This is a genomic window from Acidovorax sp. NB1, assembly GCF_005405905.1.
In the GTDB taxonomy this organism is placed as follows: domain Bacteria; phylum Pseudomonadota; class Gammaproteobacteria; order Burkholderiales; family Burkholderiaceae_C; genus Acidovorax.
Window position 1 is genome coordinate 1 of the sequence record NZ_BJHU01000058.1, and the last position, 23,915, is coordinate 23,915.

19 protein-coding genes are annotated in these 23,915 nt (G+C 66.0%); 7 read left to right on the forward strand and 12 right to left on the reverse strand.

Annotated features, from left to right (window positions below; genetic code table 11):
* The coding region (locus AvAM_RS24180) for an integrase core domain-containing protein (RefSeq protein WP_137749460.1) at positions 1–739 on the forward strand (739 nt) is incomplete at its 5' end.
* Positions 740–994: 255 nt separating this feature from the next.
* Here AvAM_RS24180 and AvAM_RS24185 read toward each other — a convergent pair.
* A complete protein-coding gene (locus AvAM_RS24185; protein ID WP_137749461.1) occupies positions 995–2,167 on the reverse strand; it encodes a pyridoxal phosphate-dependent aminotransferase in 1,173 nt (390 codons plus the stop codon).
* 88 nt (positions 2,168–2,255) lie between these two features.
* Between AvAM_RS24185 and AvAM_RS24190 the strand changes: the two genes are divergently transcribed.
* The 4 genes from AvAM_RS24190 to AvAM_RS24205 all read left to right on the forward strand — a co-directional run bounded on the left by AvAM_RS24190 (position 2,256) and on the right by AvAM_RS24205 (position 6,047).
* Positions 2,256–3,692, forward strand: a complete 1,437-nt coding sequence (locus tag AvAM_RS24190) for an NAD-dependent succinate-semialdehyde dehydrogenase (protein WP_137749462.1) — start codon at positions 2,256–2,258, stop codon at positions 3,690–3,692.
* Between the two features lie 240 nt (positions 3,693–3,932).
* A complete protein-coding gene (locus tag AvAM_RS24195) occupies positions 3,933–4,493 on the forward strand; it encodes a MarR family winged helix-turn-helix transcriptional regulator (protein ID WP_137749463.1) in 561 nt (186 codons plus the stop codon).
* Complete coding sequence (locus AvAM_RS24200) at positions 4,490–5,173, forward strand: GNAT family N-acetyltransferase (RefSeq protein WP_137749464.1); 684 nt, start codon at positions 4,490–4,492, stop codon at positions 5,171–5,173. The genes AvAM_RS24195 and AvAM_RS24200 overlap by 4 nt, the downstream gene beginning before the upstream one ends.
* 88 nt (positions 5,174–5,261) lie before the next feature.
* The gene (locus AvAM_RS24205) at positions 5,262–6,047 is read left to right on the forward strand and encodes a hypothetical protein (protein WP_137749465.1); all 786 of its coding nucleotides are present in this window, start codon (positions 5,262–5,264) and stop codon (positions 6,045–6,047) included.
* A 403-nt stretch (positions 6,048–6,450) separates the two neighbouring features.
* Here AvAM_RS24205 and AvAM_RS24210 read toward each other — a convergent pair whose 3' ends face one another.
* From AvAM_RS24210 to AvAM_RS24235, 6 genes are all read right to left on the reverse strand, one after another.
* Complete coding sequence (locus AvAM_RS24210) at positions 6,451–8,628, reverse strand: TonB-dependent siderophore receptor (protein WP_137749466.1); 2,178 nt, start codon at positions 8,626–8,628, stop codon at positions 6,451–6,453.
* Between the two features lie 126 nt (positions 8,629–8,754).
* The gene (locus AvAM_RS24215; RefSeq protein WP_137749467.1) at positions 8,755–10,896 is read right to left on the reverse strand and encodes a TonB-dependent siderophore receptor; all 2,142 of its coding nucleotides are present in this window, start codon (positions 10,894–10,896) and stop codon (positions 8,755–8,757) included.
* 161 nt (positions 10,897–11,057) lie between these two features.
* Positions 11,058–11,798 carry a DUF4198 domain-containing protein gene (locus tag AvAM_RS24220; protein WP_137749468.1) on the reverse strand — a complete coding sequence of 247 codons (741 nt, stop codon included), beginning with the start codon at positions 11,796–11,798 and terminating at the stop codon, positions 11,058–11,060.
* A gap of 174 nt (positions 11,799–11,972) precedes the next feature.
* The gene (locus AvAM_RS24225) at positions 11,973–14,222 is read right to left on the reverse strand and encodes a TonB-dependent siderophore receptor (protein ID WP_137749469.1); all 2,250 of its coding nucleotides are present in this window, start codon (positions 14,220–14,222) and stop codon (positions 11,973–11,975) included.
* Positions 14,223–14,250: 28 nt separating this feature from the next.
* Positions 14,251–14,475 (reverse strand): hypothetical protein, encoded by a 225-nt coding sequence (locus AvAM_RS24230; protein WP_137749470.1) that lies wholly within the window; start codon positions 14,473–14,475, stop codon positions 14,251–14,253.
* Entirely contained in the window at positions 14,472–15,674 is a 1,203-nt protein-coding gene (locus AvAM_RS24235; RefSeq protein WP_137749471.1) for a PepSY domain-containing protein, read from the reverse strand. Before AvAM_RS24235 ends, AvAM_RS24230 begins: the two co-directional genes overlap by 4 nt.
* A 478-nt stretch (positions 15,675–16,152) precedes the next feature.
* Between AvAM_RS24235 and AvAM_RS24240 the strand changes: the two genes are divergently transcribed.
* Positions 16,153–16,923, forward strand: a complete 771-nt coding sequence (locus AvAM_RS24240) for an FG-GAP repeat protein (RefSeq protein WP_137749472.1) — start codon at positions 16,153–16,155, stop codon at positions 16,921–16,923.
* A gap of 254 nt (positions 16,924–17,177) precedes the next feature.
* On the opposite strand, the gene AvAM_RS24245 is transcribed toward AvAM_RS24240, so the two are convergent.
* From AvAM_RS24245 to bfr, 5 genes are all read right to left on the reverse strand, one after another.
* On the reverse strand, positions 17,178–19,352 hold the full coding sequence (locus tag AvAM_RS24245) for a TonB-dependent siderophore receptor (protein ID WP_137749473.1): 2,175 nt from the start codon (positions 19,350–19,352) through the stop codon (positions 17,178–17,180).
* A 177-nt stretch (positions 19,353–19,529) separates the two neighbouring features.
* Entirely contained in the window at positions 19,530–19,862 is a 333-nt protein-coding gene (locus AvAM_RS24250; RefSeq protein WP_137749474.1) for a DUF3325 domain-containing protein, read from the reverse strand.
* A gap of 5 nt (positions 19,863–19,867) precedes the next feature.
* A complete protein-coding gene (locus tag AvAM_RS24255) occupies positions 19,868–21,691 on the reverse strand; it encodes a PepSY domain-containing protein (RefSeq protein WP_137749475.1) in 1,824 nt (607 codons plus the stop codon).
* On the reverse strand, positions 21,688–21,996 hold the full coding sequence (locus tag AvAM_RS24260; protein ID WP_137749539.1) for a DUF3649 domain-containing protein: 309 nt from the start codon (positions 21,994–21,996) through the stop codon (positions 21,688–21,690). The genes AvAM_RS24255 and AvAM_RS24260 overlap by 4 nt, the downstream gene beginning before the upstream one ends.
* A 494-nt stretch (positions 21,997–22,490) precedes the next feature.
* Positions 22,491–22,967 carry a bacterioferritin gene (bfr, locus tag AvAM_RS24265; RefSeq protein ID WP_094285837.1) on the reverse strand — a complete coding sequence of 159 codons (477 nt, stop codon included), beginning with the start codon at positions 22,965–22,967 and terminating at the stop codon, positions 22,491–22,493.
* Positions 22,968–23,256: 289 nt separating this feature from the next.
* Here bfr and ahpC point away from each other — a divergent pair, with 289 nt between their 5' ends.
* A complete protein-coding gene (ahpC, locus tag AvAM_RS24270) occupies positions 23,257–23,832 on the forward strand; it encodes an alkyl hydroperoxide reductase subunit C (RefSeq protein ID WP_063462036.1) in 576 nt (191 codons plus the stop codon).
* The last annotated feature ends 83 nt before the right edge of the window (positions 23,833–23,915 follow it).

A 23,915-nucleotide genomic window follows, 5' to 3' on the forward strand; every position in this document is an offset into this window, starting at 1 on the left:
CGAACTGCCCAACGGTCTGTGGCAGATGGATTTCAAGGGCTACTTCGAGACTGCCGGTGGGCGCTGCACGCCGCTGACCATGCTGGACGATCACTCGCGCTTTGCACTGGCCACGACCGCCTGCAGCAAGACCGACATCTGCACGGTCCAGGCGTTGCTGCAAGGCATTCTGGAGCGTTACGGGTTGCCGGCGCGCATCAATTCAGACAACGGGGCGCCGTGGGGCTCGCCCAGTGCTCCCGGTCACTTGAGCACGCTGGATGTCTGGCTGATTCGCCTGGGCGTGCGCAGCAGCCACAGCAGTCCGTACCACCCGCAAACCAACGGCAAGATCGAGCGCTTTCACCGCTCCCTGAAGGCCGAGGTGCTGCGAGGGCGAACCTTCGACAGCCTGGCCCATGCGCAAGAGGCGATGCTGTGCTGGCGCGAGATCTATAACAACCAGCGGCCTCACGAAGCCCTCGCGATGCAGACACCGGCGCAGCGCTACCGCATGAGCCTCAGGCCCATGCCAACGAGCCTGGCGCCCATCGAGTACTCCGAGCGTGACCATGTGATCACAGTGGGCTGGAATGGCTTTGTGAAGTTTCAGGGGCACAAGTTGCGGCTATCCAGCGCCCTGCACAGGCTGCCAGTGGCCTTGCGCCCGGATGACCTGCACGACGGGTGCTATGACCTGTACTTCTGTCACCAGCGATTCATGCGTCTGGACATGAATGCCATGACGGCATCCAATTGAGGAGGTGTTACCCATGTCCCCGCACACCTGTTTCCCATGTGTCCGGTCCGTACAGGCGAAGCAAAAGAAAGCCACTGCGCCGCCGGGCGCACACCCCGGCCTCCGCCTTCAACCCAAGCATGCAGCCCAATCTACAAACAGGCTCCGACAGGCTCAGCCCAGCGAGTAATACGATAAACTGCTATAAAAATAATAGCTAATAAGGCTTACCCAGCAGGCGGTAACGGCAAAAAAGGCTCAGAGAGCAACTCTCCGTCACCCCTCCAACCACCCCCTCAACCTCCCCACCCCTTCCTCCAACCTCCCCACATCCCGACTCGCAAAACACCACCGCAACCACCCCGACGCCTCCCCCCCAAACGCACTGCCAGGCGCCAACCCCAACCCCGCCTCCCGCACCAGCCGCTTGGCCAATGTCAGACAGTCGTCGTGCCCGTCGATGCGGAAAAACGCATACATCCCCCCACGCGGCGTGGCCACCGACACCCCCGGCACATCGGCCAGCAGCGGCACCAGCGTGTCCCGGCAGGTCTTCAGATGCGCCACCAGCGCAGGCGTCACCTCATCCGTGCGCTGCAGCGCCACCGTGGCCCCGCGCTGCACAAACACCGGCGCGCATGAGGTGTTGAACTCGATCAGCTTGGCCACCGCTGGCGTCAGCGATGGCGGCAGCACCAGCCAGCCCAGTCGCCAGCCGGTCATCAGAAAACTCTTGGAAAAGCTGTGCGTCACCACCAAGCGGTCCTCGGGCTCGGCCACGTCCAGAAAGCTGGGGGCGGCGCCGTTGGCCGTGTCGCCTGCGTAGTACAGCCGCTCATACACCTCGTCCGCCAAAATCCACGTGCCCGTGCGGCGGCAGTGCGTCAGGATGGTGGCCTGCTCCTCACGCGTCAGCGTCCAGCCCGTGGGGTTGTTGGGGGCGTTGACGACCAGCAGGCGCGTGCCGGGCGTGATCGCGGCCAGCAGCGCATCCATGTCCAACCGCCATGCGCCGTGTGCGTCGGCCACCAGGGGAACGGTGCGCACCTGTGCGCCCAGGATGCGCGGCTGTGCCACCAGGTTGGGCCACACAGGCGTCACCAGCACCACCTCGTCGCCCGCGTCCACCAAGGCCTGCACGGCCACCATCAGGCCGTTCACGCCGCCGGATGTGACTGCAATCCGGTCGAACCACGCATCGGTGTGCTGCTGCGGGTGCAGGCCGTGCATGTAGCCCGCAATCGAGTGGCGCAGCTCGGGCAGGCCCAGGTTGTGGGCGTAAAAAGTCTCGCCCTTTTGCAGCGACGCGATGGCCGCCTCGCGGATGAAATCGGGCGTCACCTCGTCGCTCTCGCCAAACCAGAACTTCAGCACATCGCTGCGCCCCAGGCCTTCGTTGGCCACTTCGCGGATGCGCGACTCTTCGAGGCTTTGGACTACTTCTCGCATGCAATCTCCTTGAACAACACAGTCATCATCGCAGGCGTATAGTCGTTTTTTCGATTTTTTCACCACATTGGCTGACCAACCAACGCTCATGACCTATCCCAACACCCAGCTCTTCATCGCAGGCCAGTGGCAAGACGCCGCCGAAGGCAAGACCCTTGCCGTGTTCAACCCCGCCACGGGCAAAGAAATCGGCCGTGTGGCCCATGCCACCAAGGTCGATCTGGACCGCGCGCTGGACGCCGCACAAAAGGGCTTTGAAGCCTGGCGCGACATTCCCGCTGCCGAGCGCGCCAAGACCATGCGCCGCGCTGCGGCCCTGATGCGCGAACGCGCCGAGGCCATCGCCGCCATCATGGTGCAAGAGCAGGGCAAGCCCCTGGCCGAGGCCAAGGTCGAGACCATGGCGTCTGCCGACATCATCGAATGGTTTGCCGACGAGTCGCTGCGTGTGTATGGCCGCATCGTGCCCTCGCGCAACCTCAAGGCCACGCAGATGGTGCTGAAGGACCCCGTGGGCCCGGTGGCTGCCTTCACCCCCTGGAACTTCCCCATCAACCAGGTGGTGCGCAAGCTCGCCGCCGCGCTGGCTGCAGGTTGCTCCATCCTGGTCAAGGCGCCCGAAGAAACCCCCGCCAGCCCGGCCGAGCTGATCCGTGCGTTTGCCGACGCTGGTGTGCCGGTGGGCACCGTGGGCCTAGTCTATGGTGACCCGGCTGAAATCTCCAGCTACCTGATCCCGCACCCCATCATCCGCAAGGTCACGTTCACGGGCTCCACGCCTGTGGGCAAGCAGCTGGCCGCGCTGGCGGGCAAGCACATGAAGCGTGTGACGATGGAACTGGGCGGCCACGCGCCGGTGATCGTGGCGGAAGACGCCGACCTTGAACTGGCCATCAAGATCGGCAGCGGCGCCAAGTTCCGCAACGCAGGCCAGGTCTGCATCTCGCCCACACGCTACCTGGTGCACGAAAGCATCCGCGCCGACTTTGTGGCCGCGTTCGCCAAGTACGCCCAGGGCCTGAAGGTGGGCGACGGCCTCACGGCAGGCACGCAGATGGGCCCGCTGGCCAACCCGCGCCGCATCACCGCCATGGCCGACCTGCTGGCCGACGCGGTGCAGCAGGGCGCCAAGGTGCTCGCCGGTGGCGAGCGCATTGGCACCGAAGGCAACTTCTTTGCCCCCACCGTGCTGAACGATGTGCCCCTCTCGGCCCGCATCGTGAACGAAGAGCCCTTTGGCCCCGTGGCCGCCGTGCGCGGTTTTGAGAAGATCGAAGACGCCATTGCCGAAGCCAACCGCCTGCCGTTTGGCCTGGCAGGCTACGCCTTCACCACGTCGCTCAAGAACGCGCACCTGCTGGCACAACGGCTGGAAGTGGGCATGCTCTGGATCAACCAGGCGGCGGCTCCGGCCGCAGAGCTGCCGTTTGGCGGCCTGAAGGATTCGGGCTATGGCTCCGAAGGTGGCCCCGAAGCCATCGAGGCGCACATGAACACGCGCCTGGTGTCGATCATGAACCTGTAAATCACAGCGCCGCCAGAGGCAGTGCGCCGGGGTGCGCGCTGCCCGGCGGCAAAGGTGCACAGAAGAGCCTGCGGGTGGTCTCCCGGGAGTTTCCCGCGAGGCTGCCTTCAGGCTCTTTGTGCTTTTCGGCGGCATGCGTGGGCTGCTTCAGCACGACAAGGTGCGGTCGGGTGTGGCTGAAGAAATGGGTTGACGGCGTTCACTAAAAACATATCATGATATATATCTATGTGATTCAATATGATCGAAGACGTCGTCAAGGAACTGGGATTTCTCACCCTCGGTACGCGCTTCAAGCGCATCGGCGAGGCACTACAGGCGCAGACCCAGGCGCTGCTGACCGAGCACGGCATCGGCATGCCTGCGGCGCACTTCCCGCTGCTGGCAGCGCTGGACTGGCATGGCCCGCTGGGTGTGGGCGAGTTGAGCCAGGCCGTGGGCGTGAGCCAGCCCGTGGTCACGCGTTCTCTCAAGGGGTTGGAAGAGAGTGGCCTGGTGGTGTCCGAAGCGGTGGAGGGCGATCGGCGTGTGCGCCGTGTGGCGCTCAGCCCTGAGGGGCAGGCTTTGGTCCAGCGCGCCCAGCGCGAGGTCTGGCCCGTGATCGAGGCCTCGGTGGCCCAGGTGTGTGCGTCACTCGAAGGCCCCTTGCTGCAACAGCTCGCGGCGCTGGAGGTCGGTCTGCAACGCACCTCGTTGCTGCAACGCTCGGCGGCCGTCATCGCGGGTGAGCCATCTCCACGCCAGCGCAAAACCCCCGCCCGCCGCACATCGGCAAAAAAGACCCAGGAGCCCCCACGATGACCACCCCCAACCCCTTTGACCGGCCCGTCTGGGCATCGCTGGCCCATGCGCCCGCCCTTGCCGAAGGCGGTGATCTGGCACGGCGCTACCGGCGCGATGTCAACCTGTTTGCATCTGCCCGGGATGACAGCGATGACGCCAGCGTGGCGGCCCTGGCCCCTTTGGTTGCCGACGGCGAGACCGTGTTTGTGCTGCAAGCCCAGCCCGCGCCGGTGCCCCCTGGCCTGCAGGCCCTGCGCCGCGCCGAGGGCGTGCAGATGCTGGCCACCCAGCCGATTGCGCCAGAGCCCGGCAAGGAAGACATTGTGGAACTGGGCAACGCCGATGCCGCCGAGATGCTGGCGCTGGCGCAGCTGACCGAGCCCGGCCCGTTTCTGCCCCGCACCCACACCATGGGCCGCTTCATCGGCATCCGCGTGGGCGGCCGACTGGCGGCCATGGCAGGTGAGCGCATGCGCTTTGCGGGCGGCACCGAGGTGAGTGGTGTGTGCACCCACCCCGACTTTCGCGGCCACGGCTTTGCACGCAGGCTGTCATCCGTGGTGGCGCACGCCATCCAGCAGCGGGGCGACCAGGCGTTTCTGCACGCGTGGATGACGAACGCCGCGGCGATTGCCTTGTATGAAAGCCTGGGGTTTCGCATCCGCACCGGGGTGCATGTGGTGGTGCTGGGGCGGTAAGGGCAGTGCAGGCCAGCAGCATGAAGAGGCCGAGCCTGTGCCTTCGCGGAGGATCGCTACCATTCCTTCTCTTCAGGAGGTTGGGCCCATGCTGTTGACGCGTTTGCTTGTTCCATTGCTGGTTCTGTCCTGCGCATGGCCTGCCATCGCGGGCACGGAGAAAGAAAGCCACAGCACCCTTGGTGGACTCTTCTTTGCTTTTTTGCCCCCCGATGCCGACCAGGTCATGGCCCGTTTTGACGACAAGGCGCAGGTTCAGCGGTTGGTGCAGCACTGCAACATGGGCAAGGCGGTGTTTGCCTTGCAAGCCGGGGCGAAGTACCAGTGCCAAGCCGAGGTGTTCAAGACCCAGCCCGGCGCCGATGACGGGGACGTGACCGGGGTGACGGTGCAAGGTCCGGCCCGCCAGAGTGACCGCCGCCAGTACGCGCTGTTCTCGCTCGCACCACCCGCCACTCCCCGGTGGGATGTGCGCAAGATCGACCCCGACCACCGCACCGAGCTGCAGGCCTACATCCAGTCCGACACGCGCCGCTTTGGCGGGCTGTCGCGCCAGCTCCAGTGGGACGGTGCCAGGTCGATCCAGCAGCCCCGCAGCGCCCCAGGCGCGCGCACCACGGTGGTGGTGCCCGGCAAGGTGGTGCGTGACGCGGCCGTGTTTTACCAGGCGCAAAGGCACCATGTCTTTGTGCGCAGTAGCCAAGGTGCTTTTGCCTACATGGGTGAGGTGCCTGGCACCCCCGAGAGCCATGTCGATATCGATGGCAACGACCTGCCCGGGCTGGTTGTGTCGGAAGGGTGTGATGGCTGGTGCATCAGCCTGTGGCGCTTGACGGGTGGGCTGCGGCAGGTGGGGCGGTTTGGGGGGCACTGATGCCGCTGCATGCCAGCTTGGTTCCCACCGGACGGGGGAAAAGCTGATCGAATCGACAAGCGCGTGCCCAGAATCCTGTCGGTTCTTGCAGGGGCGGCTCTTGTATTGCACTGCCTGTTGTTTGCCGGTGATGCAGCCTTCTTTTGGGGCTGGTTGCAGATTCTTGGGGGAGGGCTGATGAGCTTCTATTTCTACCGGCAAGGGCAGCGGTCGGCGAGGGATGTGCCATCGCCTTAAGGACCAACGAAGTGCTTTTGGTCAGCAGACCGCAAAAAAAGCCCCGGCTCATCCGTGAGCCGGGGCTTTTCATTTACTCCTGTTTTGATAGCTGAAACCGCTTATCCATTGTGCGGAGAAGCCCGTTCTGGCTTGAATTTCTTCAAGCCAGAATCTTCCCACCGCTTCAGAACCGGTACGTCGAAGTCAGCGTGTACGTCCGCGCCTGGCCATAGAAGCAATCGCCGCGCGCCAGGCACTGGGTGATGTGCACCTTGTCGGTCAGGTTGACCACGTTGAAGGCCACGCGCCAGTCCCCTGCGTCATAGGCCACCATGGCGTCGGCCAGGGTGGCGGCCGGGGTGCTGATGGCGCTGGTGCCGCTCCACTGCGAGCCGGTGTAGCGCACGCCCGCGCCCACGGTCCAGCCGCCACGGCCTTCGCTGGCAAAGCGGTGGCTCAGCCAGGCGGATGCGGTGTGCTTGGGCACGCTGGCCACCGGGGTGCCTTGGTCGCCCGCGTTGCTGCGGCTGATCTTGGCGTCGGTGAAGGCATACCCCACGGTGAAGTCCCAGTTGCGGGCCAGGCTGGCTTGCACCTCGGCTTCGAAGCCCTTGACCTTGACTTCGCCGATCTGCAGGCTGTTGAGCGGGTTGCTCGGGTCGGTGGTCTTGCGGTTCTTCTCGCGCAACTGGTAGACGGCGGCAAAGGCGCTGATGCCCTGGCCGGGTGGCTGCCATTTCACGCCGGCCTCCCACTGCTCACCGCGCTGGGGCTTGTAGGGTGTGCCGTACACGTCCACGCCGCCCAGGGGCTGGAAGGATTCAGAGTAGCCCACATACGGTGCCCAGCCGCCGTCCATCTGGTAGGTGGCGCCTGCGCGCTTGGTCCAGGCCTTGTCGTCCACTGCGGCTGCGGGGCGGCCTTCGGTGTCGGTCTGCACGCTGTCATGGCGCAGGCCCAGCGTGGCGGTCCAGCGGCCCCATTGGATCTGGTCCTGGGCGTAGAAGCCCAGCTGTTTTTGCACGACGTTCGGCTGGCGTACCAGCTGCGCGGCTGTGGGCGGCGTGAAGTTGCCGTACACGGGGTTGTAGACATCGATGGCCGGTGCCACGGCGCGCCAGGCTTTCTGGCCGGTGTGGTTGCGCTGCACGTCCAGGCCCGCCAGCACGGTGTGTTCGGTGCTGCCTGCCTGCAGCTTGCCTTCCAGCTGCGTATCGATGAGCAACATGCGGCCGGTGTTGAGATTCCATACCGCGTCACGCACCAGGGTGCGGTTGTCGCTGTTGAACACGGGGCGCGCCGGGCGGCCGGTGGCGGCGTTGGCCGTGAAGCTGGTGTAGATGGTGCGGTAGTCCACTTCGCTCACGGTGCGGCGCAGGTTCTGGCGCACAGTCCAGTCGGCGTTCAGGCGGTGGCTGAACAGATAGCCCCACGAGTTGTTGGTGGTGTCGTACGCGTCCCAGCCCGGTTCGCTGATGAAGGTGTTGCGCGGGATCTGGCCGTAGCGGCTGGGCAACTGCGTGCCCTGCCATGGGAAAAAGCCGATCAGCGAGCCACTCTTGTCCTGCTGATGCATTGCCTGCAGCGTGAGGGATGTGTCGGCATTGGGCTTCCATGTCAAACTGGGCATGAGCACGACACGGTCGTCGCTGACATGGTCCACCTGTGTTCCGCTGTCGCGGCCCACCGCCACCAGGCGGTAGAGCCACTGGCCTTCAGCGTCGAGCGCACCGGTCATGTCGGCCGCGATCTGCTTGCGGTTGTTGTTACCCAGTTGCACCTGCACCTCGCGCAGCGTTTCGGCCTGCGGGCGTTTGCTGGTGAGGTTGAGCACACCGCCCACGCTGCCCTGGCCATACAGCACCGAGGTGGGGCCCCGCAGAAACTCCACCCGCTCCAGCGTGTAGGGGTCGGGGCGGCTGGTGTTGTAGGTGCCGTAGATGCGCAGCAGGCCGTCCTGGTACTGGCTGACGGTGCCGCCGCGCGCGCTGAAGCTGTCCACCCGGCTGTCGAAATAGTTCGACACCGCACCAGCCGTGTACGCAGTCACCTGGCGCAGCGTCTGCACGCCCTGGGCCTCCATCTGGTCGCGCGTGATCACGCTGACGGCCTGCGGGGTTTCGATGAGCGGGGTGTCGGTCTTGGTGGCGCTCAGCGCGCGTTTGGCCACAAAGCCGCTGACAGGCGCGGTGGGGTTCTCCTGCTCGGCGCCTGCGCTCACGGTGACGGGGGCGAGGGCCTTCTCGGCCGCGGGGGCAGTGGGGGCCGTGGGTGCGGCCTGCTGCGCATGGGCCGCGCCGCACAGGGCGAGCAGGGCCGCGTGCGCGATGGCCGTGCGGCAAACGGTGATGCGAGATGGCATGGTGCTGTTTCTCCGATGGTTGAAAAAAGGTTCAAGCCCAGAGCCAGGCACTGCGTGGTGCGTGCCTGGTTGCGGGCTGGGTGGTGGGCCGGGCAGTGGGGATGCGCGGAGCCTGCGAGCGGGCCGTCAAAACGTGTAGTCCAGCGACACCTGCAGGCTGCGGGGCGTGCCAGGCACCACAGCGGCAAAGCCTGCGGCGGTGGTCGATCCGTCCAGGTAGTAGCGGCGGTTGCCCGCGTTCTTCAGGTTGGCCTGTATCCGCACGCCACCCGCAAACTGGTAGCCCACGGCCAGGTCCGCCACGGTGTAGCCGGGCAGGCGCCACAGGTTGTCGTTGGCGGTGAACTTGTCGCCCTGGTGCACCAGGCCGCCACCCACCCACAGGCCGGGCAGCTGGGGCAGGCGGTACTGCGTCCACAGCGATGCGGTGCGGCGCGTGGCCAGCCCCACGCGGTTGCCCACGTTGGCACCGGCTACGGTGTCTGCCAGCACCTTGGGGTCGTGGAAGCTCGCATTGGCCGTCACCGTCCAGCCGGGGGTGATGCGGCCTTGCAGCTCCAGCTCGATGCCCTTGATGCGCTGGCGGGCGGTCAGCACCGAGTAGCCCGGGTGCGCGGGGTCGTTGGCGGGGGCGTTGGTGAACTCCAGGTCAAAGGCCGACACGGTGGTCATCAGGCGCTGGTCCAGCCATTCCTGCTTCCAGCCCACTTCCAGCTGCTTGCCCTCCGAAGGCGGGGCCGACTGCGCGCCCCACACCAGCGTGCCCGAGTTGGCCTGGAACGAGCGCGCGTGGCTGGCGTAGACCATGCTGCCCGGGCGCGGCTGCCAGGTCAGTGCGGCGCTGGGCTGGGTCTTGCCCAGGTCGGTGACGGGGGTGGTGTAGGCGTCCTTGAAGCGGTCATGGCGCAGGCCCAGCAGCAGGCCAAAGTCGCCCAGCGTCAGGCGGTCCTGCACAAACAGGCCGGTGTTGCGTGCATCCGTGGACAGCCGGGTCACGCCCGTGGAAGCCACGGGCGGCACCAGGCCCGCGATGGGGTTGTAGAGGTCGATGGTGCCCAGGTTGCCCCGGGTGACTGCGCCGTAGATGCCTGCATTGGCGCGCCAGTCCAGGCCCGCCAGCAGCTGGTGCTGCACGGCTCCGGTCTGCACCTTGGCGCGCAGTTCGGCCAGCGCGGTGTCCGAGGTGTATTCCTGCCCTGGCGCCAGCCAGTAGCCGCGCGTCACCTTGCCATTGGTGACGGGGCCCATGGGCGAGGGGAGGTTCACGTTGCGGTTGGTTTCGTTGCGCGAGAGGTGAACGCGGCCTTCGATGCCGTTGGCGAAGCGGTGCAGCAGCTCGGTGGAGTAAAAGCGCAGGCTCCCTTTGGTGTTGAGCCAGCGCTCGCCATAGAACGCACCCACGGGCAGCACATCGGCGCTGCGTGGGTTCTTGGGGTCGGGTACGGCCAGGCCTACGGTCGATACGCCCTCGCTGCTCTGGGTCTCGGCCTGCGCGCGCCAGAGGGTGTCGGGCGTGATCTGCCACTCCAGGCTGCCCGCCACGCCCTGTTTGCGCGGTGTGTTGCCATCCACAAAACTGCCGCCCCGGCTGGCGCCGCCGTCCAGGCGGTAGCGCAGCGTGCCATCGGCATTGAGCGGGCCGGTCAGGTCGAAGTCGGCACTGCGCCAGCCATGGCTGCCTGCGCCGATCTTCACCGTGCGCAGGGCCTCGGCCTGGGGCCGCTTGCTCATGTAGTTGATGAGGCCGCCGGGCGCGACCTGGCCAAACTCCAGCGCGGCAGGGCCCTTGATGACTTCCACGCGGTCGATGTTGAACAGCGGTGGGTCCAGCAGGTGCGAGAACTTGGCGCCGTCGCGCAGGTAGTTGTTGATGTTGTTGGCCCACAGCCCCCGGATAGCGAACTGCGAGTACGAGCCGTAGTACTCGGTGCGCGCCGACACGCCCGATGCGTTGCGCAGCACGTCGCGTTCGGTGGTGGCCATCTGCTGCTCCAGCAGCGCGCCGTCGATCACGCTGACCGAGCGCGGCGTCTCCAGCACCGACAAGCCCAGGCGCGAGCTGCTTTGTGCGCGGCGCGCGGGCGTGGCGGCGGCGCCTGCGGTGGAGTCCACCACATCCACCTGGCGCAGAGAGGGTGCGGCTGTGGTGGTGGCGGGAGCGGCGGGGGCCGTGTCGTCGGTCTTGGCCGTCTGTGCCTGGGCGGTGCCGTACAGGGCCAGCAGCACGGCCTGGGCGATGGCGGTGCGCAGAAGATGATGGTGGATCATATGCTATTGATTTAGTAGCTTAAAACCGATGTGCAGAGCGCGGAGAAGCCTTTTTCTTTCAAAAAAAAGGCGCGGCGCAGCCACAAAAAACCCGTGGCGCTGCGGCGCTGCACGGGTGGGGCAGGTTCACGGTGGTGCAGGGGCCCGATGGGCCCCGCAGATCAGTGGCCCTTGGCGGGTGGCTCGGGCAGCGCGGGCGACGCCATGCCGTCCTTCTGCACAAAGCTCAGCGTGGTCACGTAGCTGGCTTCGCCATAAGGCTTGCCCTGGGCTTCGCCGGCGGTCTTGTCGCTGTGCTTGACTTCGGCCACGTACTGGCCCTTCCAGGGCAGGGCAAAGGTCACCGTGCCGTCGTCGCCGCTTTGTTCGCCGCGCGACCAGCCCGAGGGCGCCACCATTTCCACCTGCACCTTGGGCAGGGGGGCGCCGTTGAACACCACCTTGAACTCGCCGGGCTTGCCGGTGGGCACCAGGTCCAGTGCCTTGGCATTGGCTTCGGTGGCCTGGCCCGCGTGGGCCACCCAGCGCGCGGCGGGCACCCACAGCATGGCGGGCTGGTTGCGTTTGCTGCGGTCGATCAGTGGGTAGCTGGCCGTAGCAAACAGCGCCTGCGCATCGGCTTGCGTGGTGTAGCTGAAGGCGTCCTTGCCCAGCTTGCCTTCCAGGCGCTGCGTGCCTGCCGCACGGCGCTGGTCGAGTGCGGGCGCACCCAGGAACTTGTCGAGCGCGCCGGGCGAGGATTCGCGCAGGTTTTCATTGAACTCACCAAAGTGCAGGCGGGCCTGGCCGCCCGCGTTTTCCAGCCACACCTGGTGGGCGTGGGCGCTGGTGACGGCCGCGATGGACGCGCAGGCGAGCAGGGTGGCGAGCAGCGGGGCCTTGAGGCGCAGGGACGATGGCATGGCAGTTTCCTTTCGGTGGTTTCAACAAAAATTGGTGAGTGCACAGGGCGTGCGCGCCCCCGGCGGGGCCACGCGCAATACCTGTGCGAAAGAAGTTGGCTGCCTGCGCCCGGTGGTCAGGCGCTGGGTGGCTGGTTGCCGGGCGGCTGGCTGAACGGCGCCGCCCGGGGTGCGTCAGAAATCGACGCTGGCGCTCAAAGAGAACGTGCGTGGTGCGCCCACCACCAGGTAGCCCGCGCCGGGGTAGCCGCCCGACGAGGCCCAGTAGTTGCGGTTGGTCGCGTTGTCCACACGGGCGCGCAGGGTCACCAGGCGGCCCTGCACCTCGGTGAGGTAGCGCACGCCCAGGTCCAGGCGGTTCCAGCCCGGCACGCGCAGGGTGTTGGTGGCGTTGGCATAAACGGCGCCGGTGTGCACCAGGCGGCCGTCCACGGCCAGGCCGCTCACGCCGGGCACATCCCATTCGGCGCCCACGTTGGCCTGCAGCTTGGGCACGCCAATCACGCGGCGGCCGTCGGTGCTGGCGGCACCGGTGTTCTGCTGCTTGGCATCCAGCCAGGTCAGGCCGCCCAGCAGGCGCAGGCCCTTGGTGGCCTCGCCCTGCACGGCCAGTTCGATGCCCTGGTGGCGGTCCCGGCCATTGCTGCGGAACAGGTTGTCGCTGCCCACATAGGCGCGCGGCTTGGTGGTGGAGAACAGGGCCACGCTGCCGCCCACGCGGCCGCCGTCCAACTTCACGCCCACTTCTTTTTGCCTGGAGACATAGGGCTCCAGCATCTCGCCCCGGTTGGCGGCCGTGCTGGGCGCGGTCTGGCCCTGGCTCAGGCCTTCCACATAGTTGGCATACACCGACACGCCCTTGTCCAGCTTGTAGACGGCGGCCAGCAGCAGGCTGGTGCGGCTCTGGTCGTAGCGGTCGGTCTGCACGGCCGTGCCGTAGGCGTAGTTGGCGATCTCCAGCGACTGGTGGCGCAGGCCGGCCGTGAGCAGCAGGCGGTTGCCGAGCAGCGACAGGGTGTCGCCAAAGGCCAGGCTGCTCAGGCGCGTGCTGCCCGTCAGGCGCGGGTCGGCCAGGTCGCCGCCCCGGAGGGTGTTGGTGCTCAGGGCGGGCAGGGCCGAGGACACGGGGTGGTAGAGGTTGGTGGCCTGCGTGTTGCCAAAGTCCATGGCATACGCGTTCTTCTTGTCTGCGCTGAAGTGCGAGGCCACCAGCACCCATTCATGCCCCACGCTGCCGGTCTGCAGCTTGCCGCGCAGGCCCAGCTCGCCGGTGTTCACGCTGTCTTTGCGGGTGTTGTCAAAACGGTAGGTGGTGCCTGCGCCCGTGCTGCTGTTGGCCACCGTGAGGTTGGCCAGCGAATTCGCCTCGGTGCCCCGGCGCGCGCCAGCAGCCGCCCAGCCGGTCACGTTGGGCGTGATGTCCCACTCGCCGCGCAGCGTGCCAAAGGTGTCGCGCTCGTTGGAATAGGTCCAGGGCTGGGCGAAGTTGGTGGCGTTGTCGGGTGCCGTGGGTACCTGCGTGGCGGTGGCGCCCAGCGTCACGTTGGTGCGGGTGTTCTTGAGCTTGTGCTCCTGCCAGCCGATGTCGCCCGACAGGCGCACGTCGCGGCTGCGCCAGTCCAGGCCCACAGCCAGCAGGCCCAGTTGCACATCTTCATCCTTCACACCGGTGCCGCCATTGTGCGAGGCGGCATTCACGCGGATGCCGGTGTTGCCGTCCGGCCCGAAGCGGCGGGCCACGTCGGCGGCCACCTGCGTCTGGCCACCGCTGGCCACGCCAAAGGTCACGCGGTTCAGGGGCTCGTTGGGCGCACGCTTGGGCAGCAGGTTGATGCTGCCGCCAATGCCGCCGCCATTGGGGCTTGCACCGTTCAAAAAGGCCGATGCACCGCGCAGCACCTCCACGCGCTCGAACAGCTCGGTGGCGATGTACTGGCGCGGCAGCAGGCTGTACAGGCCGTTGTACGCCGTGTCGTCCGACCCCAGCAGGAAGCCGCGAATGAAGTACGACTCCTGGAAATTGCCAAAGCCCCGCGCCACGCGCACCGTGGGGTCGTTCTGCAGCACGTCGCCCACGCTGCGGGCGTGGCGGTCCTGGATCAGCTCGTTGGTGTAGCTGGTGATGGAGAACGGTGTCTCCATCGCGTCCTTGGTGCCCAGGATGCCCGCGCGGCCGCCACGGGCCACCTGGCCGCCGGGGTAGGCGGGCGAGAGGCCCTGGGCCGAAGCGTCTGCACTGGCGTTCACGGTGACGGTGGACAGGGTCTTGGCCTCGCCCGCAGTGGCGGGGGCGGCGGCTTGCTGCGCATGCAGCGCAGGTGCGGCCAGGGCCAGCACCATCACGGCCGCAGCCAGTGCAACAGGGGTGGCAGAAAACGCAGGGCGCAGCAGCGGGGCGGTGTGGGGTGAGGGTGCGGAACGCATGGAGAAGAAGATCAAAGAAACAAGGAACTCAGCGCGGAGCAGAGGAAGACGTGCCGGAAACATCGGCTGCGGCAGCCGACGTGCGTGGCCAGCTGTACCAGCCCATCACCGCCACCGGCACACCCAGCGCCACCCACGACCACCAGTCGCCCCAGGTGTCGGACACCAGGGCCGTGAGCAGCCCGGTGGTGGAGAGCACGCCCATCACGATGGGCCAGCCCCACAGGGTCCAGAAAGGGTTGGGCTTTTTCATGCGGCCCCCTCGGTGGTGCGCGCCGCGCCCGATGCCGGCAATGCGCCGCCTGCAAAACCGCCCGTGGGGTTGCCAGCCGCGTGGGCCGAAGGGCTCGCCGTCTGCACGCCTTTGCGCAGCCACAGATACAGCCCGCTGCCCAACACCACGATGGTGGCGATGTCGAGCAGCGCCCAGAGGATCTTCATCGGCATGCCGCCGTAGTCGCCAAAGTGCAGCGGCTGCGACACCAGCAGCGCCGTCAGGTACCACGGCAGCGTGGGCGACGCGGTGACCTGCGCCGTGCGCGCATCCACCAGCACCGGTTGGAGCAGCTTGGAGGTGAGCGGCTCGTTGCCGCGCATGAAAAACGTGTTGTGGTGCGGGCTGGAAAATGCCGTGCCCGGGAACGCAATGAACGACAGCTTGGTGCCTGGCGCCTGGGCCTGCGCCACCTCCAGCGCCTGCTGCAGCGGCCCCCGCTCGGCAGCGGGCACGGTGGGCTGGCCTTCATAGGGCTTGAGCAGCACCGAGAGCTGGTCGTACTGCCAGTACTTGATGAGCAGGTCGGCCCACGTGTTGATCATGCCCGTGCCGCCCACCACAAACGCCCACACCAGCGTGACGATGCCCAGCAGGTTGTGCAGGTCCAGCCACTTCACCCGAGTGGAGCGGTCCCGCCGCACCTCGCCAAACGCCAGCTTGCGCATGAACGGCGCATACAGCACCACGCCCGTGACGATGGCCACCAGCAGAAGCAAGCCCATGAAACCCAGGAACAGCTTGCCCGGCAGCCCCGCGAACAGGTCTACATGCAGGCGGAACATCACATGCATGAAACCCTCGTCAAACCGTGGCTGCGCCAGCACCTGCGCCGTGCGCGCATCCACCGCCACCGACTTGAAATCGTCCGTGGGCGCCGGTGTGGGTGTGAGCGTGACGAACCACACGTTGTTGTCGTCCTCGGCGTGCGACGCGAACTGCACCACGCGCTCGGGGTGCAGCGCGTGCGCGGTGGCCAGCACCTTGTCGAGGCTGGCGCGCGGCGTGTTGGCGGGCATGGCGGGCGCTTCGACCTCGGTACCCAACAGGTGGCCAATTTCGTGGTGAAAGATCAGCGGCAGGCCGGTAATGCACAGCAGCAGCATGAAGACGGTGCACACCAGGCTGGACCACTTGTGGGTCCAGCTCCAGCGGCGCAGGGCGGTGGGGCTCAGCATGGCGTGGGGGCGGGGTGGCAAGGGCCGTCGGGCAGTCGCACCACCGTCAGCGCCGCCCACGGCACGGGGCGCGCTGTCGCAACAGAGAAGGCGAAAAAGTGCTTCATCAAGCCAGACAACCCGGAAACATCGAAAGACGGTGGGTGCTGGCTGCAGCCGGGAGGCCTGTTCAAAAAAGGCTCCGGGGGAGGGCTGTGGCTTGCGGAAACCTAATTTTACATTGCAAATAGGAATTGTTTTTATTCGTGATTGCGTATGGAGTCGGGGTGTTGCGAAATCGGCTCCGCCTGCTGCCCATCAGGCGCTGTGCGGGAGGGGGGGGGTTGCGCGCAGGGGCTGCGGATACAGGGCGGGGTTGGAGTCTGCAGGCTATATTCCCATCGCCACAACACGCTGGTTTTGCAGGCATTCACACTTGCGTTTGAAAGCCGTGCATCGGCTTCAAACCCAGGCTGCGAGCCGCTTTCAGGAGAGTTCCGTGTCCACGATATCCCGCGCTGTTCAGCCTGCCGCGCACGCATCTGCGGCTTGCATGGGTGCCTTGTGTCGGGCGCTGCGCAGGGCTGCCTTGCTCGGGCCCGCTGTTCTGGCCATGCTGTGTGTGGGCAATGCACATGCCGCAGACGGAAACACATCCGCAGAGCAAAGGGCCCGGCTCGCAATAGCCCCCGAGTTTCGGCATCCCGACTTTGTCTGGACCACTGCAGAAGGCGACTTGAACGGCGATGGCGTCCCCGATCTGGCCCTGTTACTGACAAAGCACAAAGGAGAAGGCCAGCGAGAGGAGCGGTTGCTTGTCCTGACCGGGAGGGCGGATGGCAGCTATCAGGTGCTCTCAACGTCCGGCGAGTTCTGCCACCCCAGCAAGTTCTACAACCTGGAAATCAAGAACAATTCATTGTTCGTTCAGGCTGTCTACTACGCGGACGCCGCCCGGTTCTCGGGCTTCACGCTGCAGTTCCGCTACAACGCCAAGATCAAAGACCTGGAACACATCGGAGAGCAGCAGGACGACGAAGATTATTCCAGCAACGCCTCCCACCGCGTGAGCCTCAACTACCTGACCAACGCCACCATTGATTCGCGGCGTGCTGGCAAGAAGTACAAGGAGGTGAGAGGCCGGATCGTTGATAGTCCGGGCGTGCTGCCTTTGAACGGGTTCGTCTGCGAGGGCTATGGCATGACGAGGTCATCGGTCTACCTGGATGAAAGTTTCAAGGTGCACAAGAAGGGCGGGACGCCGCCATGATGCGGAGCGGGTTCGTTGGAGGGGCTCGCAGCGCAATGGGCATGACCGTCACGCCGGGTTCTAAGCGCTCTACTGCGACCCGTTCACTGCCCTTGTGAGGCATCCGGCGTTTGGCGCTCTGGCAAAAAGAGGTACTCCGATGGGTAGGTCTTTTGCTATTGAATTAGTAGCTATGAAGCGATGACCATCAGGCGGAAGAGGCCAAAATCTCTTGAAAAATTTGGGCTTGCCCCCTTCCGCCACTCACCCCCCCCTCAGAACCGCGTCCGCAATGTCACCTGCACCGCGCGCGGCGAGCCGGGCAGGATCAGGTTGTCATTGCTGCCGTGGCTGGACACGTAGTACTTGCGGTTGGCCAGGTTCTTGATGTTCACGTCCACATCCCATTGGCCCAGCGTGTACTGCAGGGCGGCGTCTACCGTGGTGTAGGCGGGCAGGGTGACCAGGTTGGTGAGCGAGGTGAAGCGCGCACCCACATAGTTCACGCCGCCGCCCACGCGCAGGCCGTGGCCCAGGTCCTTCATGGCCCACAGGAAGGCGGAGTTGCGCGGCGTGAGTGCGGGCACCTTGCCTTGGGCGGCGATGGCGGCGGTGGGCAACTGGGTGGATGTGGTGGTGGCCAGTGACTTCGTCATGCGGCCGTCCAGCCAGGCGTAGCCGGTGCTCACGTCCCACCGGCCGGGCAGGCGGCCGTTGGCGGTCAGCTCCAGGCCGTTGGTGCGCTGGGTGCCCACGTTGATCTGGCGTCCAGGGTTGGCGGGGTCGGTGTTCTTGATGTTGGTGCGCTCCAGGTTGAAGAGCGCGCCGGTCACATTCATGCGGCCATCGAGCAGGTCGAGCTTGACGCCGATTTCCTTGTTCTCGGTGATCTCTGGTTCGGCGCCGGTGTTGTTGGCGGCCAGCGCAAACGCTTCGGCCGAGGGCTGGAAGGATTTGCTGTACGACACGTAGTACGACACCACATCGCTCGGCTGCCACACCAGGCCCGCGCGAGGGCTGAACTTTTTGTCGGTGCGCGAGAGCGTTGCGAGCTTGCGGTCGAACGTGGTCTCTTGCCCGAAGACGTCGTAGCGGGCGCCCACCAGCGCCTTCCATTGGGGCGCCAGCGTGATCTGGTTTTGCCAGTACAGCGCGGCCGTGTCTTGCGTGGTGTGGCTGGGGATGGCGCTGTCGGCGTTGTAGTTGGCCGCTGGGATGGCGGGAGCAGGGCGGTTGCCGGGGTTGAAGAGTGGCACGCGGTCTGCGCCACCGGTGACGGACTCGGAGCGTTTCTTTTGCTGGCCCAGTTCCACACCCATCAGCCACTCCTGCTTCAAGCCGCCGAGCTGGTTGCGCCACGTCACGTCGGTCTGGTTGAAGAAGCCTTTTTCATCGCGCAGGATGAACGAGCGCGTGCGGCCCACCGTCAGGTTCACCGGGTCGGTGGTGCCGCCGGGCAGGGTGTTGTAACGGTCCAGCGCGTAGTCGTACAGGCGCGTGACGTTGCGCACCGACCAGTCGTCGTTGAAGCGGTGGTTCAGCGTGGCTGCGAACGACTGCATGGTGCTGGTGGTGGTGTCGTCCTTCGCGGCGTTGCTGGAGCCGTAGTAGGTGCTGGCGGGCACGTTGACGGGGCGGCCGTTGAGCGCAGGAATGCCGAAGTCCGTCAGGCGCTTGTCGCGCGCGTTGGTGTACTGCAGCAGCAGGTCGGTCTGCGCCGCGAGCTTGAGCGCGAGCGACGGCGCGAAGTTGTGGCGCTTGACGAACTGCTGGTCGCGGTAGCTGCCGGAGTCTTCCACGGCGGCGTTGATGCGGAAGGCGGCGGTGTCGCTGATGCCCACATTCACGTCGGCCGTGACGCGGCGGTAGTCGAAATTGCCCAGGCCCAGCGATGCCTCGCCCGAGGTCTCGCCAAACTTGGGCTTCTTGGTCACACGGTTGATCAGGCCACCCGACGATCCACGCCCGTACAGCACCGCGGCAGGGCCCTTGAGCACTTCCACACGCTCGATGTCGGCCAGGTCACGGAAGTACAGCGCGTCGTCGCGCACGCCATCCACAAACTGGTCGGCAATGGCGGTGAAGCCGCGTATCACCACCTGGTCGCGCTGGCCGTCGCCATGGCTCATAGCCACGCCGGGCACGTTGCGCAGCGCGTCTTCCATCGACCGCGCGCCCTGGTCGCGCAGCAGCTGCTCGGGCACCACGTTCACGGCCTGGGGCACGTCACGCAGCGGTGCGCTGCCTTTTGTGGCTGAGGTGCTGGCGGCGGGCGCATAGCCGTCATCGCCACTGGTGGATTGCACGGTGACCTCGCCCAGCGTCTGGGTCGGAGCGGCAGGCGCGGTGGTTTGTGCCAGTGCGGTGCCGCAGAAAGCAGCCAGCACGGCGGCAGCCAGCGGGTGCAGGGCCTGGGGGTGGCGGAAGGGGCGGCGGGAAGGTGCGTGCATGGTTTGTCCTTGGTGTGTGCGCAACGCGGTGGAAAACGGCTCCGCAGGCACCGGGCCTGGCGCAGGCCTTTGGGGCCGTGGCTGGGAGGGGCGCAGAGAGCAGGAGAAAAAGGAAGCAGGGGAGGGCGGCGGATCAGAAGGAGCGGCGGGCCAGCTGGGCCGCAGCGTCCTTCGCGTTCACCAGCCCCAGGCCCAGGCGGCGAGGCCCACCACCAGGGCCACCCCCGCCAGCAGGGGCGCGCGGCGGGGCTGCCAGGTCACGGCGGCCGTCACGGCCACAGCGGCCACCGACAGGGCCACCGTCCATGCGGTCACGCCCAGCGAGGCAGGCACACCACCGGCGGGGTGTGCGGCCAGCCACAGCGACAGCAACAGCAGCAGCCATCCGGCGCGGCGCAGCTGTTGCAGGCGGCGGGCCGCACCTTCGCGGCCTGTGGCATCTTCGTGGTGGCGGTCCATGCCCAGCGCAATGGCCGACCAGGCCGCAAAACACAGCAGAAAAGCGGACATGGTGCTCAGGCCCCCGACGTTGAAACAGACACATCGGGCGCAGCGGGCAAGGCTGCCGCTTGTGCCGCGCGGGGCGCCTTGGCCGCTGCGATGGTGCCCCGGGGCAAACGGCCCGGGCGCAGGCGCCATGACAGCCAGCCCAGCAGCAGCCCGGTGGCCAGGAAGGCCAGGTCCATGCTGGCCCACACCCACTCACCCGCAGGCAGCGTGATGCCGAGGTGGGTGTGGGTGGTCAGGGCGTTGATGACCGGTAGCAGCGCCCACACCAGCCCCGCAGCGCCCAGCGGCACCGACCAGCCCACGCGGCTGGGCCGCACCACGGCGCAGGCCAGCGCCCACAGCAGGGCCAGGCCCCAGGTGCTGAAGAACCAGGCCAGCTCCACATCGGCCCGGCCCTCGGTGCCCAGCGGGATCAGGCGGTTGGAGGCTATGTACACGCCGCAGGCCAGCGGCAGGCCCGCCAGCGTGGCGATGTTAATGGCCGCCACCAGACGCTCGCCAAACGGTGGCTTTGTGGCGGTGCCTGCGTTGGCTGCGGCCCCTTTGCGGCTTGCCTGTGTCTGCGACTTGGCGCTGCGCTTGACCGACCACAGCACCATGCCGGTGGCAATCATCAGGCTGCCCAGCAGGCCAAAGCCAAACAGCGCCCAGCGCAGGCCCACATCGGCAAACCGCGCCATGTGCAGGCCATACAGCACGCCGTAGGTCTTGACGGCGGGGCCGGTGGCATCGGCCTGGTCCAGCCACTGGCCGGTGGTGGCGTCAAACAGCAGGCGCGGAGGGCGGTATTGCAGGCGGTCACCCTCGTGGCGGGTGACTTCGACCACGGCGCGGCCCTTGGCATCGCGGCGCGCCTGCACGCTGCCGATGCGCCCGCCGTCCCAGCGGGTGCGGGCCTCGGCCAGGATGGGCGGCAGGGCGATGGCGGGCAGGGGCTCGACCTTGTCGGTGGCGCCACGGCGGGGGCGGCTTTCGGCCTTCTCGCCCTGCAGGTCGGCAAAGTACGCGTTGGAGTCCACGCCTTTCTCCCCCTTGTAGGCCGTGGCAATGCCCGCAGGCATGTACAGCGTGTGGAAGATCATCAGCCCGCTGAAGGTGATCATCAGGTAGAACGGCAGCACCAGCACGCCGGTGACGTTGTGCGCGTCCAGCCAGGCACGCTGCCCGCCCTTGGTGGGGCGGAATGTGAAGAAGTCCTTGAAGATGCGGCGGTGCGTGATCACCCCCGAGATCAGCGCCACAAACATCAGCATGGTGGCCACACCCACGACCCAGCGGCCCTCGATGGCCCAGCGGCCCTTTTGCGCCGTGCGCAGCTCGAAGTGAAAGCGGTAGAAGAAGTCGCCGCCCATGGTCTGGCGGGTGTCGATGGCCTCGCCGGTTTGCGGGTTCATGCGCAGCGTCTCGAAGCGGCCGTTGCCCGTGCCGCGCCACAGGATGTTGACGGCGGGGTCGCGGTCGTCAGGCAGGTGCATGATCCACTGTGTGACGCTGGGTGCCTTGCGCACCAGCGCGTCCAGGGCCTTCTGCGCCACCTGCGGGTCGGTGGCATCCACCGGCTGCAGGCCATGCATCTCGGGGCGCATCCACAGGTTGAACTCGTTCTTGAAGAAGGACAGCGTGCCGGTGAGGAAGATTGCAAACAGCAGCCAGCCCAGGATCAGCCCCGCCCAGGTGTGCAGCCACGACATGGCCTGGCGAAAGCCTTCGCGGTCGTTGGGCGCCTTCGGCTTCCGGGCTTTGCGGGCAGCTTCAGGGGCGGTGCTGGCGGCGGTGGCTGTTGGGGCCCGTTCTGCCGGGGTGTGGGAGGGGAGTGTGGTGCTGGTCATGCGGCGGCTTTCATCCATTGCGGTGCCATGGCGCAAGCGCCCAGCGCCAGTGCGGGCAGCAGCGTGCCGCCCCAGGCGCCCCAGGCGGTGCGCGCATAAAAAGCCCAGCCTGCGGCGACGGCATACACCACCCAGGAGAGCATGGTGGCCGTGAGCACGGCCTCCACACGCGGCATGCACTGCGCAAGCAGCAGCGACAGCGCCGCCGTGAAACCGGCGGCCAGCGCATAGCCGCCCCCCACCGCAGCCACGGCCCGGGAGGTGATGGCCAGCCGGTAGCGTCCATCGACGCGCGCGGCCTTCATGGCCGTGCCCGGGTGGCGCCGGGCGTACAGGGGCAAGAGGAAGGGGGTCGTGGCCCTGCAAGGCAGGGACGGGCGGTGCGGCGCAGCATCAGCAAGGAGGCTCCAGGCAGGTGTGGGTACAAAAAACACACAAACGCTGGCTGCAGCCGACGGCGGGGCCGGGCTGACTGGCTGGCTCGGTAGTCAGGAAGTCATGGGACTCGGCTGCAGCACGTGCCTGGTGCCCACAGCAACATCGCAGGGGCGACACAGGCGCGGGCGCCGATCGTAGGCCGGTATTCTACTTTTGTTGAGAAGCATTCGCATTTATGAATGCGGGAATTTTCTGTCTTTGATGTGCACTTGCAACAACCCGTGACAGCTGGGGGCATGGCAGCCGGGACACGGGCGATAAAAAAGGCAGCAAGCGGGCACAAAAAAACGGGCCGGAGCCCGTTTTCTTGATTCTCTTCTTCTTGGTGGTTTTCGTGGAGCGCTCCGGAGAATTCTGTGGATCAGTCCGCGTCGCCCATTTGCGACTGCAGGTAGTTCTGAATGCCCACCTTGTCGATCAGATCGATCTGGGTTTCGAGGAAGTCGATGTGCTCTTCGGTGTCGTCGAGGATCTTTTGCAGCAGGTCGCGCGAGACATAGTCGCGCACCGTTTCGCAGTAGGCAATGCCTTCCTTGATGGTGGCCTGGGCCCCTTGTTCGGAACGCAGGTCGCAGGCCAGGATCTCGGGCACATCCTCACCCACTTGCAGCTTGGCCAGGTCCTGCAGATTGGGCAGGCCATCCAGCATGAAGATGCGGTCCATGAGCCAGTCGGCATGTTTCATCTCGCCGATGGATTCGGAGTATTCCTTCTTGGCCAGCTTGTCGAAGCCCCAGTGCTTGAGCATGCGGTAGTGCAGGAAGTACTGGTTGATGGCGGTCAGTTCGTTCTTGAGCTGGGCCTGCAGATGGCCGATGACTTGTGCGTCGCCTTTCATGGGGGACTCCTTCCTGGTTTGTTGTGTCTGTGAATGCGGCCCCGATTGTCGTGACACCCGTCAACCCGTGCAAGGCAATCCCATGTTTTTGCGCAATGGCTGCATTTGATGCTGAGTTGTGTTCGCGTTTGCGGCGTTGGGGTGGTGAGGGCCAATTCTGGGGTTACAGGCGTGTCGTTATATAGTCATAGACAATTGATTGAATTAAATCAATTGATTGGATTCATGGCTCCAAAGGGCCTAGACTTCAGTCCTGTTCAGTTAACCAACCAACCCAAAGGAAACAGCAATGTCCCTGATCAACACCCCCGTTCAGCCGTTCAAGACCACCGCTTTCGTCAACCGCAATGGCAAGGGCGAGTTCATCGACCTGACCGAAGCCGACCTGAAGGGCAAGTGGTCCGTGCTGATCTTCATGCCTGCAGCCTTCACCTTCAACTGCCCCACCGAAATCGAAGACGCTGCCGAGCACTACGCAGAATTCCAGAAGGCTGGCACCGAGGTCTACATCGTCACGACCGACACGCACTTCTCGCACAAGGTCTGGCACGAAACCAGCCCTGCCGTGGGCAAGGCCAAGTTCCCCCTGGTTGGCGACCCAACGCACCAGCTGACCAACGCTTTCGGTGTGCACATCCCTGAAGAAGGTCTGGCACTGCGGGGCACTTTCGTGATCAACCCCGACGGCATCATCAAGACCGCCGAAATCCACTCCAACGAAATCGCCCGCGATGTGAAGGAAACCGTGCGCAAGCTCAAGGCTGCCCAGTACACCGCCGCCAACCCTGGCCAAGTGTGCCCCGCCAAGTGGAACGAAGGCGCCAAGACCCTGGCTCCTTCGCTGGACCTGGTCGGCAAGATCTAAGCTGCCACTGATTCGGCAGAGCCCCTTGCGTGGGGCTCCCCAGCCGGACAGCGTCATGGTGCCTGTGTGCCATGCCGTCCGGC

What these genes read in the sequence shown, in the direction of transcription:
- ahpC (WP_063462036.1), top strand. Translation starts at nt 23,257, where the DNA reads ATGTCCCTGATCAACACCCCCGTTCAGCCGTTCAAGACCACCGCTTTC.
- AvAM_RS24260 (WP_137749539.1), bottom strand. Translation starts at nt 21,996, where the DNA reads ATGAAGGCCGCGCGCGTCGATGGACGCTACCGGCTGGCCATCACCTCC.
- AvAM_RS24220 (WP_137749468.1), bottom strand. Translation starts at nt 11,798, where the DNA reads ATGCCATCGTCCCTGCGCCTCAAGGCCCCGCTGCTCGCCACCCTGCTC.
- AvAM_RS24235 (WP_137749471.1), bottom strand. Translation starts at nt 15,674, where the DNA reads ATGCTGAGCCCCACCGCCCTGCGCCGCTGGAGCTGGACCCACAAGTGG.
- bfr (WP_094285837.1), bottom strand. Translation starts at nt 22,967, where the DNA reads ATGAAAGGCGACGCACAAGTCATCGGCCATCTGCAGGCCCAGCTCAAG.
- AvAM_RS24245 (WP_137749473.1), bottom strand. Translation starts at nt 19,352, where the DNA reads ATGCACGCACCTTCCCGCCGCCCCTTCCGCCACCCCCAGGCCCTGCAC.
- AvAM_RS24210 (WP_137749466.1), bottom strand. Translation starts at nt 8,628, where the DNA reads ATGCCATCTCGCATCACCGTTTGCCGCACGGCCATCGCGCACGCGGCC.
- AvAM_RS24195 (WP_137749463.1), top strand. Translation starts at nt 3,933, where the DNA reads ATGATCGAAGACGTCGTCAAGGAACTGGGATTTCTCACCCTCGGTACG.
- AvAM_RS24250 (WP_137749474.1), bottom strand. Translation starts at nt 19,862, where the DNA reads ATGTCCGCTTTTCTGCTGTGTTTTGCGGCCTGGTCGGCCATTGCGCTG.
- AvAM_RS24225 (WP_137749469.1), bottom strand. Translation starts at nt 14,222, where the DNA reads ATGCGTTCCGCACCCTCACCCCACACCGCCCCGCTGCTGCGCCCTGCG.
- AvAM_RS24255 (WP_137749475.1), bottom strand. Translation starts at nt 21,691, where the DNA reads ATGACCAGCACCACACTCCCCTCCCACACCCCGGCAGAACGGGCCCCA.
- AvAM_RS24215 (WP_137749467.1), bottom strand. Translation starts at nt 10,896, where the DNA reads ATGATCCACCATCATCTTCTGCGCACCGCCATCGCCCAGGCCGTGCTG.
- AvAM_RS24190 (WP_137749462.1), top strand. Translation starts at nt 2,256, where the DNA reads ATGACCTATCCCAACACCCAGCTCTTCATCGCAGGCCAGTGGCAAGAC.
- AvAM_RS24185 (WP_137749461.1), bottom strand. Translation starts at nt 2,167, where the DNA reads ATGCGAGAAGTAGTCCAAAGCCTCGAAGAGTCGCGCATCCGCGAAGTG.
- AvAM_RS24230 (WP_137749470.1), bottom strand. Translation starts at nt 14,475, where the DNA reads ATGAAAAAGCCCAACCCTTTCTGGACCCTGTGGGGCTGGCCCATCGTG.
- AvAM_RS24200 (WP_137749464.1), top strand. Translation starts at nt 4,490, where the DNA reads ATGACCACCCCCAACCCCTTTGACCGGCCCGTCTGGGCATCGCTGGCC.
- AvAM_RS24205 (WP_137749465.1), top strand. Translation starts at nt 5,262, where the DNA reads ATGCTGTTGACGCGTTTGCTTGTTCCATTGCTGGTTCTGTCCTGCGCA.